Consider the following 16,338-nt stretch of genomic DNA (forward strand, 5'->3'; position numbering starts at 1 on the left):
CCAAACTGTCCATCGATTTAGCCCACCGACCTGAGGGACCCATACTGATGCGCAAAATGTTTGTTGCTTTTGTTGTGGCGATGCTGGCGGCACCCCTGCCGCTCGCGGCACAACAACAATCGAACGGAAAAGACGCCGCCGCCAACGAGCCGAAGATCGAAGTCTCCCGCAACGGCGACTGGGAAGTGGCCTGTCAGGAAGCGGAGAAGGACAAGAAAAAAGTCTGCGAGATGCGGCAGATCCTGGTGCAGAAAGACACCAACCGGGAATGGCTGCGCATCGCCGTCAGCTACGGCCCCAGCAAGGAGCCCGTGCTGCGCATCTTCACCCCGCTGGGCGTGCTGCTGCAACCGGGCATGGAGTTGAAGGTCGATGACTCCAGCCCGCTGCGGCTGCAGTATGCGGTCTGCCTGTCCAACCCGCCCCGTTGCCTGGTGGCCGGTCCGATGGACGACAAGCTGGTCTCGCTGCTGAAGCGCGGCAACAAGGGAACCATCACCTTCGTGCTGCCCAACAACAAGAAGGTGGCCGCGCCTTTCTCGCTGAACGGGTTCACCAAATCGCTGTCTTCGCTGCCCCAGGGCTGATCCGGGCCGGCCTCGCCGGCACCCCGCGGTACCAGAGCAAGACCGGACTAGCCGGCCGCCCTGCGGTCGGCTAGTTTTGATTCCGTCCCCATCGCAAGCGCCGGGAGTACGGAAACATGGTGCGCCTCTCCGTCATTCTGATTGTGGCCCTGCTCGGCCATGCCGCCACCGCGGGCGTGCTGGAACGCGTCGCCGAAACCAAGACGTTCCGGCTCGGCTATCGCACCGACGCGCCGCCGTTTTCGTCCGAAGCGGAGCCCGGCAAGCGGAAGGGCTACTCGCTCGATATCTGCCGTGCCGTGGGCGACGAAATCCGGGCCGAACTGAAACTGCCGGCCCTGGTCATTCAGTATGTGGCGGTCGGGGCCGAAAACCGGTTCGACAAGCTGGAAGCCGGCGATATCGACATTCTCTGCGGCCCGACCACGGCCACGCTGTCGCGGCGCGAACGGGTCGACTTCTCGCTGCCGATCTTCGTCGACGGCGCGGGCTTGCTGGTGGCCGACGCCGCGGCGGTGCAGAATCTGGATGACGTTGCCACCTTGCGCCTGGGCGTTCGGGCCGGCACCACAACCGAGACGGCGCTGCACAACACCTTCCCCGGCGCCAATCTCCGCACCATGCGCGACCATCACGATGGGATTGAGGCGCTGCTGAAAGGCGAGATCGACGTGTATTTCGCGGACCGGACGCTGCTGGTGACGCTGCGGGACACCGTTCCCGGCGCCGACACATTGCAGATTGCCGAGGAATATCTGACCGTCGAACCCTATGCGCTGGCCCTGCCAAAGGGCGACAGCCGGTTCCGTCTGCTGGTGGACCGGACTATCAGCGGCCTGTATCTGAGCGGCGGGATCGACGCCATCGCCGACGACGCCTTCGGCTCCAACCGGTTGAGCAAGCTGGTGCGGGCGCTCTACCGCATTACCCCGCTGCCGAACTGAGCGGTGCCCGGGCCGCTCCATCCTCCGGCGCTCGCAGCCCTGTTGGAGCGGCGGTCGGTGCGGCCGCGCCGGCTGGTGCCGCCGGGTCCGGACGCGACAGCCCTCGATAGCATCGCCGCCGCCGGCCTGAGAGGCATCGACCACGGCGCGCTCCGCCCCTGGCGGTTGCTGCTGGTCGAGGATCGGGAGCTGCTCGCAACCGCCTTTGCCGCGGCCGAACGCTGGCTGCGCCCCGAGGCGGACGCCCAGCGCCTGGAGCGGGCGCGGGAGAAGGCCCAAGCCGGCCCGGTCATCCTGGCCCTGATCGCCCGCCCGGTGCCCGATCGCCCCGAAGTGCCCGAACACGAGCAATGGATTGCCGTCGGCGCCGCCGCCCAGCAGATGCTGCTGGCGGCCGACGCCCTCGGTTTCGCCGGCAGCCTGCTGAGCGGGCGCAAGACCGAGGCGCCGCCGCTCCGCGCCGCCCTGGGCCTGGACGCGGACGAGCGGTTGGTGGGGTTCCTGACCCTCGGCACACCGGCGGAGCCCACCGCCACAAAACGCCCGGCACCCGATCCGCGCCGGCAGTGGTCGTCATGGCCCTGATTCCCATGCCGGCCTGGGTCGGCCCGTTGCAGCAACGCTGGCTCGCCATTCCCGGCAATGTGCGTGGGGCCATCTGGATCATGATGGCGGCGGTGTGGCTGACCGCCATGGCGGTCACCATCAAGGTGCTGGGCAAGACCATGTCGCCCTGGCAGATCGTGCTGCTGCGCTCGGTCTTCGCGCTCGTCATCATCATGCCGGCGCTGGCGCGCCAGGGGGGCTTCGGCCGTCTGCGCACCAAGCGCCCGCACGTGCACCTGCTGCGCGCGGTGGTCGGGTTTTGCGGCTTCACCTCCATGGTGTTCGCGGTCACGCATCTGGACCTGGCCCTGTTCACGACGCTGGGCTTTACCCGGATTCTGTTCATTATCCTGCTGGCGCTGCTGTTCCTCGGCGAGACGCTGAACATCCGCCGGGCCGCCGCGACGGTGGTGGGTTTTCTGGGCGTCGTCATCACCATGCAGCCGGGCGCGAATGGCGGCATCGACCACTGGGTGCTGGTGGCGCTGGGCTCCGCCCTGTTCGCCGCCGGCGTCTCCACCACGATCAAGACGCTGACCCGGACCGAGGCGCCGATCACCATCCTGGTCTGGGCCTATGGGCTGATGGCGCTGCTGGCCGCCGGCCCGGCGCTCTACGACTGGCGCATGCCCGACCCGCACGAATTCCTGCTGGTGGCCATGATCGGCGTGTTCACGACGCTCGGCCAGAGTTGCACGGTCATGGGCCTGCGCGCCGGCGATGCCACCGCGGTCGCACCGTTCGACTACACCCGCCTGCTCTACGCCGCGGCCATCGGCTTTGTCGTCTTCGGCGAGGTGCCGACTCTGACCACGCTGCTGGGCGGTGCGGTCATTGTCGGCTCGACGCTCTATATCGCGGTGCAGGGCGCCAAACGGTAGCCTTGCCGGCGCGCCCTCCGGTCGGTTATGCCCAGAGCCGACACCCCGCAACAGCACTGGTTTCCGCATGGCCCCGATCCGCGTGGCCGTCGATATCGGCGGCACTTTCACCGATTTGCAATTGCTCGACGAGGCCAGCGGCGCCTGCTGGGCGTTCAAGACGCCGACCACCCCCGCCGACCCGTCGGAAGGCCTGCTGACCGGCCTCAAGGGCGCGGCGGAGCGCTATGGTTTTGCGCTCGGCGATATCGGCCTGATCCTGCACGGCACCACAATTGCCACCAACGCGGTGCTGGAGCGCAAGCTGGCCAGGGGGGCGTTGCTGACCACCAAGGGGTTCCGCGACGTGCTGGAAATCGGCCGGCACCTGCGCAAGGACATTTACGGCCTGAAGGCCGAGCCGCGGGCGCTGCTGATCCCGCGCCAGCACCGCTACGATATTTCCGAACGCATCCGGGCCGACGGCACGGTGGAAACGCCGCTGGACGAGGGCGAAGTGCGGGCGCTGGCCCGGCGCCTGGTGGCGGATGGCGTCGAGGCGGTGGCGGTCTGCTATCTGCACGCCTACCGCAATTTCGCCCACGAACTGCGGACGCTGGAAATCCTGCGCGAGGAAGCGCCGGGCCTGCGCGTCTCGCTCTCGCACCGGGTCAGCCCGGAAATGCGCGAGTTCGAGCGCAGTTCGACCACGGTGCTGAACGCGCTGCTGATGCCGGTGGTCGGCGCCTATCTGGAGCGGATCGAGCGACGGCTGGCCGATGCCGGGGTCAACGCCGTGCTCTATCTGGTGCAGTCCAACGGCGGCGTCACCACACCGGCCACCGCAGCGGAGCAACCGGCGCGGCTGTTGCTCTCCGGCCCGTCCGGCGGGGCGATGGCGATGCAGCAACTGGCGGCCCTCACCGGGGAGGCGAACCTGGTCGGCCTCGACATGGGCGGCACCTCCACCGACATCGCCGTGGTCCGCGACGGCCGCACCACGGTGGTGACCGAGGGCAGCATTGACGGCCTGCCGGTGCGGCTGCCGATGATCGAAATCCGCACCATCGGCGCCGGCGGCGGCTCCATCGGCTATCGCGACACCGGCGGCGGCCTGCGCGTCGGCCCGGAAAGCGCCGGCGCGGAGCCCGGCCCCGCCTGCTATGGCCGCGGCGGCACCCGCCCGGCCGTCACCGACGCCAATGCGGTGCGCGGCCTGTTCGACCCGGACTTTTTCCTGGGCGGCGCCATGGCCCTGCACCTGGACCGGGCGGTGGCGGCGGTGGGCTCGCTGGCCGACGCGCTCGGCATCGACACACCACGGGCGGCGGCGGGCATGGTGCAGGTGGCGAACGCGGCCATGGCGAGCGCGGCCCGGTTGTCGCTGTTCGAGAAAGGCGCGGACCCGCGCGATTTCGTGCTGGTGCCGTTCGGCGGTGCGGCCGGCCTGCATGCCATCGGCGTCGCGGCGGAATTGGACATGCGCCGGGTGCTGTTCCCCACCGACCCCGGCACGCTGTCGGCGCGCGGCATCCTGTTCGCCGACATTGCCCACGACCTGGCCGAAACGCGCCTGCTCGGCGCCACCGACGCCTCGCTGCCGGTGCTGACCGAAATGGCGGAGCGGCTCAGGGCGGCGGGCGAGGCCGTGCTGGCGCGGGACGGCGTACCGGCGGGGCAACGCCGGCTCGATCTGGCCGCCGACATGCGCTATCGCGGCCAGGGCTATGAGTTGCTGGTGCCCTGGCAGGGCGCCCTCGACACGCAAGGGCTGGCCCAGGCTGTGGCTGCCTTCCACGCCCTGCATCTGGAACGCTTCGCCCACCAGGATCTGAGCGAAACCCCGGAAATCGTCACGCTGCGTCTGGTGGCGCGCGGCGTGCTGGCCAAGGCCCGGATCGTCGCCGGCGCCGCCCACGCTGCGGCGGAACCGAAGGGCCACCGCACGGTCGATGGCCGGGAAGCACCCGTCTACGCCCGCGAGGCCATCGGCGACACGGCGTTGAGCGGGCCGATGGTGATCGAGGAGCCCTATACGACCCTATGGCTGCCGGCCGGCTGGAGCATCCGCCATATCGGCGCCGGCAATCTGCTGGCGGAGCGGCGGGACAGCGCCTCAGGCTCAGAGCCACAAACACGCATCGCCGCCCGAGCTTTCCCGGCCGAGCCCCGGACTTGATCCGGGGCGCGGGCCGGGATCTCCGAGCGAATGCGGCCCGGGGTCCCGGATTGTCGCGCCGCGCCATCCGGGAAAGGCGCACGGTGAGGCGGTGGGCCACTGCCAGCGGCCGTCAGTCCGGCTTGCGGGCGACGATGTGCCAGATGTGCCAGTGCTTCGGCGTGCCGCGCGGCGTGGTGCTGTCGTCCTCTTCTTCCTCGAACAACTCCACTTCCCAGCCGCCGAACAGCGCCTTGACCTCGGCGCGGGTGTGGAAGGTCATGCCTTCGCGGCCGAACCAGGAATCCTTGGCGCCGTAAAGCTGCCCGGCAAAACGGCCGCCGGGCTTCAGCCGCTGCTCGATATGCAGCCAGGTGCGCGCAAACCCCTCCGCCGGGCAGAGCGGCAGGGCGAAGCTGCTGTTCAGCAACTGGCACATCGGCCAGCGCGCGTCCTCGAACCGGTCGTGGACGAAGTGGAAGGCGCCGCCGGGCGGAAAGTCCGGCCGGGCCGTCACCTCCTCCCCGGCGCTGGCGGCCTGGTCGATGCCCCAGACGGTCCAGCCGCGCCGCAGCATCTCCACCACGTCACGCCCGCCGCCGCAGCCGAGATCCACGGCGATGCCGGGCTTATCGAACCGGTCGAGGGCGAAGAGCAGCGTGGGGCGGGGCGGACGGTCGCCGGTGCGGCGATAATAGGTGCGCCAGTCGGAATCGGTACGGGGGGCGGGCGATTGAGCCATGGCCGTCATCATCACTTCTGCAAGACACGGAAGGAAGCAATCACAGGGTAACGCTAGAGGGAGGGCTTCGGTCAGTCAAACCGCTGGTTGATGACCCGCCACTGGCCGTTCGGCTGCTTCACGCAGATGATCCGGGTCGCGCCGGAAAAATCGGCCAGATCCTGCACGACCTCGCCCAGCTTCTCCTGTGGAATGTCTTTCAGGCCTTCGTTCTGGGGCATGATCCTGTCCTCCATGGTCAGGGCAGCAGCGACCGGGTACAGGCGTCCTGGGCCGCCTGATACCTGGCGTCATTCAGGAAAATCCCGGGGTCGTTCGTCAAAGCGCCCTGATCCTTCATGCATTGTTTCAACTGAGCGATGGTGACCTTTTTGCTGCGGATCGCGGAACGCAGCTTCTCCGCCCCCTCGCCCCGGCCATAGGTCGCGAACTCGACATTCAGTTCCTTCTCCGCGCTCTTCATCAGCACGGTTTTGCAAATGCCGACGATTTCCGGCTCCTTGGCGATCGGGCTGGTCAGATAGGTCATGCAGTGGGCGACGGTGTATTGCTTGTCGAGCACGTTCTTGACCATGTCGCCGACGACCGCCGCGATTTTCTCCGACGCGGCCTTGTCGAGTTCCTTGACCTGCTGACCGCGCCCGAACTGGGCATCGGAGCCGGTGGCGGCGTTGGCGTTGGTCAGCGCCGAGTCGCGGGCGGCCTTGACCTCGTCCCGAACCCGCTCCGCGTCGGCCAGTTGCTGCCGGCGCAGGTCCAGGTCGCGCTGGCGGTTGTCGACGAGCCGCTGGCGGCTGTCCAACGTACCCGCCGCCTCGCGCGCCTTGCGCTGGTTGTCGTCGCTGTTGTCCGCCTGGACGGCGGCATCGGCCGTGCGCTTGTCGTCGGCCGCCGTATCGCGGTCTTTTTCCGCCGCCTCCAGCGCGGTCTCGCCCTCGTTCACTGCGGTCTGCTTCTTCGCCACCTGATCTTCCATCTCGCCCAGCAATTGCTGGTTGGCGACCAGGCTGGCCGACGCGCTGGCATTGGCGTTGCCGGTGAGCGCCAGTTGCTGGGCGACGACGGCGCCGGTCAACTGCTCCACCGCCACCACGACCGCGGTCAGGTCCTGGCTGCGGCGCAGCAGCATGGCCATGTCCGCATTGTTGATCGTGCCGTTGTTCCGCGCCTCGCACAGCCGGTAGAGCGCGTCGCGCATCAGCTGGATCGACTGGGTACGCAGGCCGATACTGCCCGCCGCGCTCGACAGCGCGTTGGAGGCGGACGCGGCACCGGTGCCCGGCGCCGACGCGCCCAGGCCGAGCGACGCCGCATAGGCCGCCAGGGCATCCGGGCTGGGTTCGGCGCAATAGCGGGCGCCCGACTGGATGATCGCCCGTTGCTGCGCATCCAGATGCACCGCGACGCCGCCGCTGGAAACCTCGGTCCCGTCCGCCAGCGTCTTGTTCTCGCCCGGCGGCAGCAAGGTGGTGCGCCCGACCGTCTGGAGATTGGCGCACGCGCTCACGCCGATGCCGATTGCCAGCGCAGCCATCAAGCCGAGGAACCGCATTGCCACACCCTTCTTCGCGGGACGAACCGCTGCGCAGCCGCCATCGACCACCACCCAAACGCCCAGCGCCAATTGCTCGAACAATCGACAAATCGTCGCATAGGTGATACCGAAAAGCAACGTGTTTGCAACCGGATGCGCGTGAAGATGCACATGACCCGCATTCTTCCTCTCCGGCGATCATTCCGGCCTCCGGCAGGCCGAAGCGCTGCGGGAATTGGCGAAGCCGATGATCGGCCGCCGAAGCCGGCAACGCCCAAGCGGCCAAGGCGTTTGCATGCGGCGTTTCTGCCGCTAACCTTTCGGCCAATCGCACTCCGCTTCTGACCGACCAGAGACCCTGGCAAAGGCTGCATCATGACCCGCCCTCTCGAAGGCACAACCGTTCTCGACCTGACGTCCGGCGGCGCCGGCGCGTATGCCACCATGTTCCTGTCCGACTGCGGCGCCCGCGTGCTGCGCGCCGTGCGGCCGGAGGCGCCGCTGTTCCGCGACGGCGGCTTCGTCATCTGGGACCGCGGCAAGGAGGCCATCGCCCTGGACCCGTCGACGGCCGAGGGACGGGCGGCGCTGGACACGCTCGTGCCGGGATTGGATATGCTGGTGGAGGATTTCGCGCCGTCCTCGCCGTTGCAGGACGTGGTGCGCTATGACCGGTTGAAAGGGTTGAACCCCCGTCTGGTCGCCTGCTCCATCACCGCCTATGGCCTGCGCGGTCCACTGAAAGACGACCCGCCGGACGACGACCTGGTGCTGGCCCGCGCCGGCGTGCAGGGCGGCATGCCCGGCTTCCGGCCGGCGCCGGTGCACACCGTCCACCCGCTGCCGAGCGTCGGCGCGGCGCTGTTCGCTTGCATCGGCTGCGCCGCCAGCCTGCTGGCGCGCGAGGAGACGGGCCGCGGCCGCAAGGTCGAGACCTCCATGCTGGCGGGCGCCCTGCTCTATCACCCGAAGGTGATCGGCGAGGGCATCGAACGCCACGTGTTCCAGACCCACCCCTCCGGCAGCGCGCCCTTCTACAGCGTCTATGAGTGCGCCGACGGCAACTACATCCAGCTCGGCTGCGTGCATCCGGGCTTCATCCGCTCGGCGGCGGGGCTGATGGGCATTGCCGACAAGGTGGCCGAGCCGCGCTTCCTGGAAGGTCGCGGCGGCGAGACGCCGGAAGACGTGCAGGAAATGCGCGATACGCTCACGGAGATCATGAAGACCCGCACCGCCGCCGACTGGGCCGCGGCGTTCGAGGCGGCGGACGTGCCCTTCGCCCCCTCGCGCCACGCCCAGGAAGGGCTGGAGGACCCGCAGGTCATCCACAACAAAATGGTGCAGCGCCTGGCCGACCCCGACCGGGGCGAGGTGGTGCAGATGGGCGCACCGATCCACTTCACCGTCACCGAGGCTTCGCCTCAGGGGCCGCGCGCCGCCGGCGTCTCGCCGGTGCCGAGCCTGCCGTCGGTCGATGGCAAGCCCGCCGCCGCCGATGCATTGCAGGACCAGCCGCCGCTGGCCGGCATCCGCGTGCTGGAGATCACCAACCTGATCGCCGGGCCGACCAGCGGCCGCCTGCTGGCCGACCTGGGCGCCGACGTCATCAAGCTGGAGCCGCCGGCCGGCGACCTGTCGCGCCCGATCGGCCGCACGTATTTCTACAACGTCAACTTCAACAAGCGCTCGGTCTGCTTCGATGCCTCCAAGCCCGGCGCGAAGGATGCGATCCAGCGCCTGGCCGCCTCGTGCGACGCGGTTCTGGCAAACCTGCGCCCCGGCGCGACCGAGCGCATGGGCATTGGCCCGGCGATCAACCCGGACCTGATCGAGGTGCACCTGACCGGCTATGGCTGGACCGGCCCCTATTCCAAGCGACCGGGCATCGACCCGCTGGCACAGGCGATGATGGGCCTGCAACGGGCCCAGGGCGGCCCGTACAACCCGCCGAGCTTCCCGGCGGAACTGGCACCGACCGACTACACGACCGGTGCCATGGGCACGCTCGGCCTGATCCTGGCGCTCTATCAGCGCAAGCGCCATGGCGTGGTGCAGCGGGTGGAAAGCAACCTGCTGAACGGCGGCATCGTGCTCAGCTCCGCCTGGTTCAGCCAGTATCGGGGCCGGCCGGAACGCCCGCTCGCCGACCAGCAGCAATACGGATTGAGCGCCTACCACCGCCTCTATCGGGTGGCGGACGGCTGGGTCTATGTGGTGGCCGACGCGCCGGCCGAGCAGCAGGCGCTGCGGGCATGGCTGGGGGTCGGCGACCTGGATGCGCAAGGCGATGGCCACCCGGCGGTCTCGCCGCTGGGCCTCGCCATGGCCGCGGCCTTCCAGGGCCGCAAGCTCGCCGACTGCCTCGCCGGCCTGAAGGGTGCGGGCGTGCCGGCGGCGGAATCGCAGAAGGGCGACAGCGAGCTGTTCCTGGACGACCCGCATTCGCAGCAGAACAATTTCGTCGCCGAGCGCCAGCACCCGAAAGTGGGCAAGCTGAAGGTCGCCTGGAACTATATCCAGTTCTCCGACACCGCCCCGACCCTCGGCCGGCACACGCCGCTGCTGGGCGAGCACACCGCCGAGGTTCTGGCCGAAGCCGGCCTCTCCCAGGCGGAGATCGACGCCCTGTTCGCGAACGGAGGCGCCCTCCGCGAGACCGCGTAAGACCCCGGCGAGACCATCGGAACGGCAGGACGGCCTCGAACGGAGGGTGTCGTCCTGCCGGACGGAAAGGTCTTTGCCTGCGCCGCCCGAATCTGTAGGTCTATAGCGCTCCGATCGACACAATTTCGCCCATAACTTCGACCGCCGTGCTTGGAAGCGCCAAAACCCTGTTGCAAGTGGCAGCATTGCCCTATGTCTGGACCGATGACGGGCCGGAAGTCGCTTTGGTGACATCGCGCGAACGGCGGCGCTGGATCATCCCGAAAGGCTGGCCCGAACGCGATTGCAGCCTCAAGGCAGCCGCGGCGCAGGAAGCGCTTGAAGAAGCCGGCCTGGAAGGCGATATCGCCGCCGAGCCCATCGGCAGCTTCAATTATCGCAAGGGGCTGGACCGGGGCTACACGGTCACCTGCCGGGCTTTCGTCTTCCCCATGTTCGTCACCCTGCAACGCCTGCGCTGGAAGGAGCGGAAGCAACGCCGCCTCATCTGGATGCCCCTGGCAGAGGCGGCAAAGCGCGTGGACGACAAGGGGCTGGCACGTCTGTTGGCCGACCTCGCGACCGCGCCGGAACGATTGAGCGCATCCCTTTCCGAAACCCGAACCGGAGCGTCATGACGCCCACGACCAAACCCACCCTCGACAAGGACCTGGACAAGTTCGTCCATGTCGAGGCGGCAACCCGCACGGTAGCGACCGGCCCGACGGGACACATCACCGCCGTCCTGTTCCTCGGCGCATCGGCCGTTCTGGCCGGGGTTTTCGCCGGCGTCTCGCAAGAGGCCGCGCTGGTGATCTTCGCCGCCGTCCTGGGCGGCTATATGGCGCTCAATATCGGCGCCAACGACGTTGCCAACAATGTCGGCCCGGCCGTGGGCTCGCGCGCCATGAGCATGCTGTTGGCCCTGGTGATCGCCGCCATCTTCGAGAGTGCCGGCGCCCTGATCGCCGGCGGCGACGTGGTCTCGACCATTTCCAAGGGCATTATCGACCCGGCCCAGGTCCAGGATTCGCAGACCTTCATCATGGCCATGATGGCGGCGCTGGTGGCGTCGGCCATCTGGGTCAATCTCGCCACCGTGCTGGGCGCGCCGGTCTCCACCACCCATGCGGTGGTCGGCGGCGTCATGGGCGCCGGCGTGGCAGCGGTCGGCTTTCAGTTGGTCAACTGGGGAACCCTCAGCCAGATCGCGGCAAGCTGGGTGATCTCGCCATTGCTGGGCGGGGTCATTGCCGCGGGCTTCCTGGCCTTCATCAAGCTGAACCTGATCTACCAGGACGACAAGATCGCGTCGGCGCGGCGCTGGATCCCGCTGCTGATCGCCATCATGGCCGGCTGCTTCGCCAGCTATCTGACGCTGAAGGGTCTGAAACATATCTGGAAGGCCGATACGCTGTCGGTGATCGGTATCGGCCTTGCGGTGTTCGCGCTCACCTGGGGCATCACCCGCCCGCTGATCCGCCGCCAGTCGGAAGGCATGGAGAACCGCAACCGGTCGCTGCGCCGGCTGTTCCGCCTGCCGCTGATCTGCTCGGCGGCGCTGCTGTCGTTCGCGCACGGTGCCAACGACGTCGCCAATGCCATCGGCCCGCTGGCGGCGATCCTGCACAGCATCCAGCACGGCAATATCGCCATGAAGGCGGTGGTGCCCGGCTGGATCATGGTGATCGGCGCGTTCGGCATCAGCCTCGGCCTGTTCATCTATGGCCCGAAGCTGATCCGCATGGTGGGCGACCAGATCACCAAGATGAACCCGATGCGCGCCTATTGCGTGGCGCTGTCGGCGGCGATCACGGTGATCATCGCGTCCTGGCTGGGCCTGCCGGTCAGTTCCACCCATATCGCCGTCGGCGCCGTGTTCGGCGTCGGCTTTTTCCGCGAGTATTTCACCCGCCACAGCAAGCGCCGCCGGGCCATGATCATCCAGGCCGGCGGCAGCGAAAGCGTCGGCGAGGCCTCGGTCTCCATGGCGGAGGTGCGCCACCGCAAGCTGGTGCGCCGCGCCCACTTCCTGACCATCGTCGTCGCCTGGGTGGTGACGGTGCCGGCGGCCGCGGTGCTGGCCGCCGTGGTGTTCTACGCCCTCCGCCTGGTGCTCTGAGCCGTCAGAGCCCCAGGCTGAGCTTGGCCAGGATGTTGCGCTGCACCTCGCTGGAGCCGCCGAAAATGGTGGCGGCGCGGAAGCCGTAATAGCGACCGGCGGAACTGGCCTCGTCCGGGGCGGCGACCGGCGGTTCGTTGTCGCCGCCGACCGCGGTTTCCAACTGCTCAAACGGCAGGGCGTAGAGGCCGGCGGCGTCCATGATCATCTCGGTCGCTTTCTGCGTCGCCTCGCTGCCGCGCAGCTTGATGATCGACGCGGACGCGCCGGGGTTCTGCCCGGTGGTCAGCGAGGACAGCATGCGCAGTTCCGAAACGCTGACCGCTTCCGCCTCCACCTCCAGTTCGGCGAGGCGCTTGGCGAAGGCCGGGTCGTCCGCGACGCCGTTGCGCTCGGCCAGCTTGCGCAGGCGGGCCAGATTCACGTTGATGCGGCCGGTGTAGAAATTGCCGCCGCGCTCGAACTCCAGCAGGTATTTGGCGACGGTCCAGCCGTCATTTTCCTCGCCGACGCGGTTGGCCTGGGGCACGCGCACGTCGGTGAAGAACACCTGGTTGACCTCGTGATGGCCGCCGAGGGTGATCAGCGGCCGGATCTCGATGCCGGGCGTGGTCATCGGGATCAGCAGGAAGGTGATGCCCTGCTGCGGCTTGCCCTCGGTCGAGGTGCGGACCAGGGCGAACATCCAGTCGGCGAAATGGGCATGGGTGGTCCAGATCTTGGAGCCGTTGATGACGTAATCGTCGCCGTCCTTCTCCGCCCGCGTTTTCAGGCTGGCGAGGTCTGAGCCGGAGCCCGGCTCCGAATAGCCCTGGCACCAATAGTCGTCGGTCGCCAGGATGCGCGGCAGGAAGCGCGCCTTCTGCTCCGGCGTGCCGTAGCGCATGATGACCGGCCCGACCATGCGCAGGCCCAGCGGGATGACCGGCGGCGCGCCGGCCTCCGCCATCTCGGTCTCGAAGATGAATTTCTGGCTGACGGTCCAGCCGGGGCCGCCGTGTTCCTTCGGCCAGTTCGGCGCGATCCAGCCCTTGCGGTGGAGGATTTTCTGCCAGCGCACCGCATCGTCCCGGTCCGGGAAGATCAGCGAGCCGTTCTGCCAGCGCTCGCGGATATCGTCCGGCAGCTCCGTGGCGAGGAAGGCGCGCACCTCGTCGCGGAAGGCGAGGTCGGCGGCGGTGAATTGCATGTCCATGGGCGGGTTCCTCACGTGGCAACAGCGTTTGATGGAAGCATAGCATCAAGCCGTGCCTGCGAAACATCGGCGTCATTGCGAGGAGCCGCAGGCGACGCGGCAATCCAGGTAACACAGAGCCTCAGCGCAAAGGCCGGTCTGGATTGCTTCGCCTTTGGCTCGCAATGACGCCGTAATAAAGAGGTGATGGCTCCTTTATCGGGTCAGCGAGGCTCGTGGATGCTTGTCCTCACAACCCCAGCACCACCTTCGCCAGGATGTTCTTCTGCACCTCGCTGGAGCCGCCCATGATCGACATGGCGCGGTTTTCGAAATAGCGGTTGGCGGCCTCCACTTCCTCCGGCCGGTGCGGGCCGGGCGCGTTGGCGGCGTCGAACGGAGCCAGCGGGATGGCGAATTCGCCGGCAGCCATCATGGTCAGTTCCGTCACCAGTTCGTTCACCTCCGAGCCGCGCAGCTTCGCCACCGAGGATTCCGGGCCCGGATTGCCGCCGGCGCTCAGGCGGGAGAGCATGCGCAGCGAGCCGATCTGTAGCGTCTCCGCTTCGATCTCAGCCTCGGCCACGCGTTGGCGGAAGGCCGGGTCGCGGTTGGCGCCGGAAAGGCGGGCGAGACCGCGCAGCCGCACCAGGTTCGCCATCAGCCAACTGCCGGAGAAATTGCCGCCGCGCTCGAACTCCAGCAGGTATTTGGCGACGGTCCAGCCGTCGTTCTCGTCACCGACGCGCAGGGAGACCGGCACGCGCACATCGTCGAAGAACACCTGGTTCAGCTCGTGATCGTTGCCGATGGTGATCAGCGGCCGCACCGAAATGCCGGGCGTGGTCATCGGCAGCATCAGAAAGGAAATGCCCTGCTGCGGCTTGCCCTCGGTCGAGGTGCGGACCAGGGCGAACATCCAGTCGGCGGCGTGCGCGTGGCTGGTCCAGATTTTCGAGCCGTTCACCACATAATGGTCGCCATCGCGCTCCGCCCGGGTTTTCAGGCTGGCCAGGTCGGAGCCGGAGCCCGGCTCGGAATAGCCCTGGCACCAATAGTCGTCGCAGGCCAGCACCCGCGGCAGGAAGCGAACCTTTTGCTCCGGCGTGCCGAACTTCATCAGCACCGGGCCGATCATAAAGGTTCCGGTCGCCATCACCGGCGGCGCGCCGGCCTCAGCGCAGGTCATCTCGAACAGGTGCTGCCGGCGCACATCCCAGCCGGGGCCGCCATATTCCGCCGGCCAGTGCGGCGCGGCCCAGCCGCGGGAATGCAGGATGCGCTGCCAGCGCCTGGCGTCCTCCGGCACGGTGAACAGGGCCGAGCCGTTCAGCCAGCGCTCGCGAATATCGTCCGGCAGGTTGGCGGCGAGCCAGGCCCGGACCTCGGCCACGAAGGCAGGGTCGCCGGGGGTGGCGTCGGCGGTGGCAAGGTTGGGTTGCATGGCAGAAGGCTCCGACCGGGCAACGGGGTCTTACGGTCACAGCTCCCCGTCGATCCGAACAGACAAATCAGGGGCAATGCGAACAGCGCGAGCACGCCCGGCAACGGTACGCTCACACCCGTGATCCTAAACACCTCGCCACCATAGTCGACAATATAGAGATTGCCGGCATTGTCCTCCCCGAACGAGACGATTTGGTTGATTTCGCCTGTATCGGTTTGGATCAGGTCCGTCCAATCGGTGAAGTCCGTAAGCGCCGAGCCATCGAAGCGCAGCGACCAAAGCTGCTCCGTCACAAAGTCGCCGAAAAAGTACAGCCCCTGGAGTTCGGCTATCGGTCCGCGATAGACCAAGCCGCCGGTGACGGAGTAGCCTTCGCCCGCCGCGACGCCGTGAGGATAAACATATTCCGGGAAGGTATAGGGAGAGAGATCCGTCGGCGCCGGCGTATCGACCGGCACAAAGCCCTCGAAATCGCGCCAACCGTAATTGGCCCCCGCCGCGCCGATATTGATCTCCTCGAATGCGGTACGCCCGACATCGGCGATCAACAGCGTCCCCGTCTGGCTGTCGAAGCCGGGGCGCCAGGGATTGCGCAGACCGGAGGCCCAGACAATATCCTCGTCGCCCGCACCGGGGCCGGCGAAGGGATTGTCGCTCGGCACCGCATAGTTGGCGAGCGGGTTTGCCGGGAAGTCATCGCCATCCACATCGATCCGCAGAATACTGCCCAGGCGGTTGTCCAACACCTGCGCCGTGTCCGATCCGGTAAAATCGGGCTGCCCGTCGCCGATTGAGGTCAAAAGCGTCCCGTCGGTCGGATCGAAGCCCAGCCAGCCGCCCACATGGGCGTATGAGGGATGCGGTAGGCTCAGCACCGGCGTCGCAGTGGGGTTGGCCAGGGTCGCGGTGAGCCCCTGGTATTCGCGGATCTCGTTCGCGCCGTGCAGGGCACTGGCGCGCACGAACAGGCGGCCGTTATTGGCATAGTCCGGGTGGAAGGCCACATCGAGCAGACCCCTGGAACCGGTGGTGAGGATATCGTCGACGGTCAGGAACGGGTTGGCCTCCAGCATCCCTGTGTGAGTGTCGAGCGCCCGAATTGCCCCGGTCCGCTGTTCACCGATGTAAAGATAGTCGTCTGATCCGGGGGCCGCCCCCACATAGATCGGATTTGCAAGGCCACTCGCAATGCGCTCTACCTGCAAGCTGGCGCCTTCGGCAGTGGACACGAAGACTCCCGCCCCCATCGTTGCCAGTATCGCAACCGATTTCAAAGCGTTATCCATTGCTCGCTCCCGAAATTCCCACAATAAATTTACGATACACCCCGGTAAGATGCAAAACAATCTCTGAGTAACAACTCAATAAACTCGCCTAGACACAACGATTGGGGCCAATTGATGGAAAAGGCCATTGGGCCTCCCCTCGGCACCATGCACGAACGCAAAGCCTGTCGCGTATCACGCTCCACCGGTCGGGAACGGGGCTTGATCTGCGGCGGCAAAGCGGGTCTCGTTG

General features: G+C 67.5%; 14 protein-coding genes. 8 read left to right on the top strand and 6 right to left on the bottom strand.

Annotation, left to right across the window (positions count from 1 at the left end; all coding sequences use genetic code 11):
- The first annotated feature begins 47 nt into the window (after nt 1-47).
- The 5 genes from H6844_15740 (at nt 48) to H6844_15760 (ending at nt 5,176) form a co-directional block, all read left to right on the top strand.
- Nucleotides 48-587: an invasion associated locus B family protein gene (locus H6844_15740; protein ID MCB9930855.1), complete on the top strand. Its 540-nt coding sequence runs from the start codon at nt 48-50 to the stop codon at nt 585-587.
- Nucleotides 588-703: 116 nt separating this feature from the next.
- Entirely contained in the window at nt 704-1,531 is an 828-nt protein-coding gene (locus H6844_15745; GenBank protein ID MCB9930856.1) for an amino acid ABC transporter substrate-binding protein, read from the top strand.
- A gap of 57 nt (nt 1,532-1,588) precedes the next feature.
- A complete protein-coding gene (locus tag H6844_15750; GenBank protein MCB9930857.1) occupies nt 1,589-2,116 on the top strand; it encodes a nitroreductase family protein in 528 nt (175 codons plus the stop codon).
- On the top strand, nt 2,107-3,018 hold the full coding sequence (locus H6844_15755; GenBank protein ID MCB9930858.1) for a DMT family transporter: 912 nt from the start codon (nt 2,107-2,109) through the stop codon (nt 3,016-3,018). Before H6844_15750 ends, H6844_15755 begins: the two co-directional genes overlap by 10 nt.
- Nucleotides 3,019-3,085: 67 nt before the next feature.
- Nucleotides 3,086-5,176, top strand: a complete 2,091-nt coding sequence (locus H6844_15760) for a hydantoinase/oxoprolinase family protein (GenBank protein MCB9930859.1) — start codon at nt 3,086-3,088, stop codon at nt 5,174-5,176.
- Between the two features lie 112 nt (nt 5,177-5,288).
- On the opposite strand, the gene H6844_15765 is transcribed toward H6844_15760, so the two are convergent.
- The 3 genes from H6844_15765 to H6844_15775 all read right to left on the bottom strand — a co-directional run bounded on the left by H6844_15765 (nt 5,289) and on the right by H6844_15775 (nt 7,449).
- Nucleotides 5,289-5,897, bottom strand: a complete 609-nt coding sequence (locus tag H6844_15765) for a class I SAM-dependent methyltransferase (GenBank protein ID MCB9930860.1) — start codon at nt 5,895-5,897, stop codon at nt 5,289-5,291.
- 71 nt (nt 5,898-5,968) lie between these two features.
- Entirely contained in the window at nt 5,969-6,118 is a 150-nt protein-coding gene (locus H6844_15770) for a hypothetical protein (GenBank protein MCB9930861.1), read from the bottom strand.
- Between the two features lie 17 nt (nt 6,119-6,135).
- Entirely contained in the window at nt 6,136-7,449 is a 1,314-nt protein-coding gene (locus tag H6844_15775) for a hypothetical protein (GenBank protein MCB9930862.1), read from the bottom strand.
- A gap of 357 nt (nt 7,450-7,806) precedes the next feature.
- Here H6844_15775 and H6844_15780 point away from each other — a divergent pair, with 357 nt between their 5' ends.
- The 3 genes from H6844_15780 to H6844_15790 all read left to right on the top strand — a co-directional run bounded on the left by H6844_15780 (nt 7,807) and on the right by H6844_15790 (nt 12,199).
- Nucleotides 7,807-10,098 (top strand): CoA transferase, encoded by a 2,292-nt coding sequence (locus H6844_15780; GenBank protein ID MCB9930863.1) that lies wholly within the window; start codon nt 7,807-7,809, stop codon nt 10,096-10,098.
- 131 nt (nt 10,099-10,229) lie between these two features.
- Complete coding sequence (locus tag H6844_15785; GenBank protein MCB9930864.1) at nt 10,230-10,715, top strand: NUDIX hydrolase; 486 nt, start codon at nt 10,230-10,232, stop codon at nt 10,713-10,715.
- The gene (locus H6844_15790; protein ID MCB9930865.1) at nt 10,712-12,199 is read left to right on the top strand and encodes an inorganic phosphate transporter; all 1,488 of its coding nucleotides are present in this window, start codon (nt 10,712-10,714) and stop codon (nt 12,197-12,199) included. Before H6844_15785 ends, H6844_15790 begins: the two co-directional genes overlap by 4 nt.
- A gap of 4 nt (nt 12,200-12,203) precedes the next feature.
- On the opposite strand, the gene H6844_15795 is transcribed toward H6844_15790, so the two are convergent.
- From H6844_15795 to H6844_15805, 3 genes are all read right to left on the bottom strand, one after another.
- Nucleotides 12,204-13,394 (bottom strand): acyl-CoA dehydrogenase family protein, encoded by a 1,191-nt coding sequence (locus H6844_15795; GenBank protein MCB9930866.1) that lies wholly within the window; start codon nt 13,392-13,394, stop codon nt 12,204-12,206.
- Between the two features lie 229 nt (nt 13,395-13,623).
- Nucleotides 13,624-14,817, bottom strand: a complete 1,194-nt coding sequence (locus H6844_15800; GenBank protein ID MCB9930867.1) for an acyl-CoA dehydrogenase family protein — start codon at nt 14,815-14,817, stop codon at nt 13,624-13,626.
- Nucleotides 14,703-16,106, bottom strand: a complete 1,404-nt coding sequence (locus tag H6844_15805; protein ID MCB9930868.1) for a PQQ-dependent sugar dehydrogenase — start codon at nt 16,104-16,106, stop codon at nt 14,703-14,705. Before H6844_15805 ends, H6844_15800 begins: the two co-directional genes overlap by 115 nt.
- Between the last annotated feature and the right edge of the window lie 232 nt (nt 16,107-16,338).

Source organism: Alphaproteobacteria bacterium (assembly GCA_020638555.1).
Taxonomy (GTDB): Bacteria; Pseudomonadota; Alphaproteobacteria; order Bin95; family Bin95; genus JACKII01.

What these genes read in the sequence shown, in the direction of transcription:
- H6844_15740 (MCB9930855.1), top strand. Translation starts at nt 48, where the DNA reads ATGCGCAAAATGTTTGTTGCTTTTGTTGTGGCGATGCTGGCGGCACCC.
- H6844_15745 (MCB9930856.1), top strand. Translation starts at nt 704, where the DNA reads ATGGTGCGCCTCTCCGTCATTCTGATTGTGGCCCTGCTCGGCCATGCC.
- H6844_15755 (MCB9930858.1), top strand. Translation starts at nt 2,107, where the DNA reads ATGGCCCTGATTCCCATGCCGGCCTGGGTCGGCCCGTTGCAGCAACGC.
- H6844_15760 (MCB9930859.1), top strand. Translation starts at nt 3,086, where the DNA reads ATGGCCCCGATCCGCGTGGCCGTCGATATCGGCGGCACTTTCACCGAT.
- H6844_15765 (MCB9930860.1), bottom strand. Translation starts at nt 5,897, where the DNA reads ATGGCTCAATCGCCCGCCCCCCGTACCGATTCCGACTGGCGCACCTAT.
- H6844_15770 (MCB9930861.1), bottom strand. Translation starts at nt 6,118, where the DNA reads ATGCCCCAGAACGAAGGCCTGAAAGACATTCCACAGGAGAAGCTGGGC.
- H6844_15775 (MCB9930862.1), bottom strand. Translation starts at nt 7,449, where the DNA reads ATGCGGTTCCTCGGCTTGATGGCTGCGCTGGCAATCGGCATCGGCGTG.
- H6844_15780 (MCB9930863.1), top strand. Translation starts at nt 7,807, where the DNA reads ATGACCCGCCCTCTCGAAGGCACAACCGTTCTCGACCTGACGTCCGGC.
- H6844_15790 (MCB9930865.1), top strand. Translation starts at nt 10,712, where the DNA reads ATGACGCCCACGACCAAACCCACCCTCGACAAGGACCTGGACAAGTTC.
- H6844_15795 (MCB9930866.1), bottom strand. Translation starts at nt 13,394, where the DNA reads ATGGACATGCAATTCACCGCCGCCGACCTCGCCTTCCGCGACGAGGTG.
- H6844_15800 (MCB9930867.1), bottom strand. Translation starts at nt 14,817, where the DNA reads ATGCAACCCAACCTTGCCACCGCCGACGCCACCCCCGGCGACCCTGCC.
- H6844_15805 (MCB9930868.1), bottom strand. Translation starts at nt 16,106, where the DNA reads ATGGATAACGCTTTGAAATCGGTTGCGATACTGGCAACGATGGGGGCG.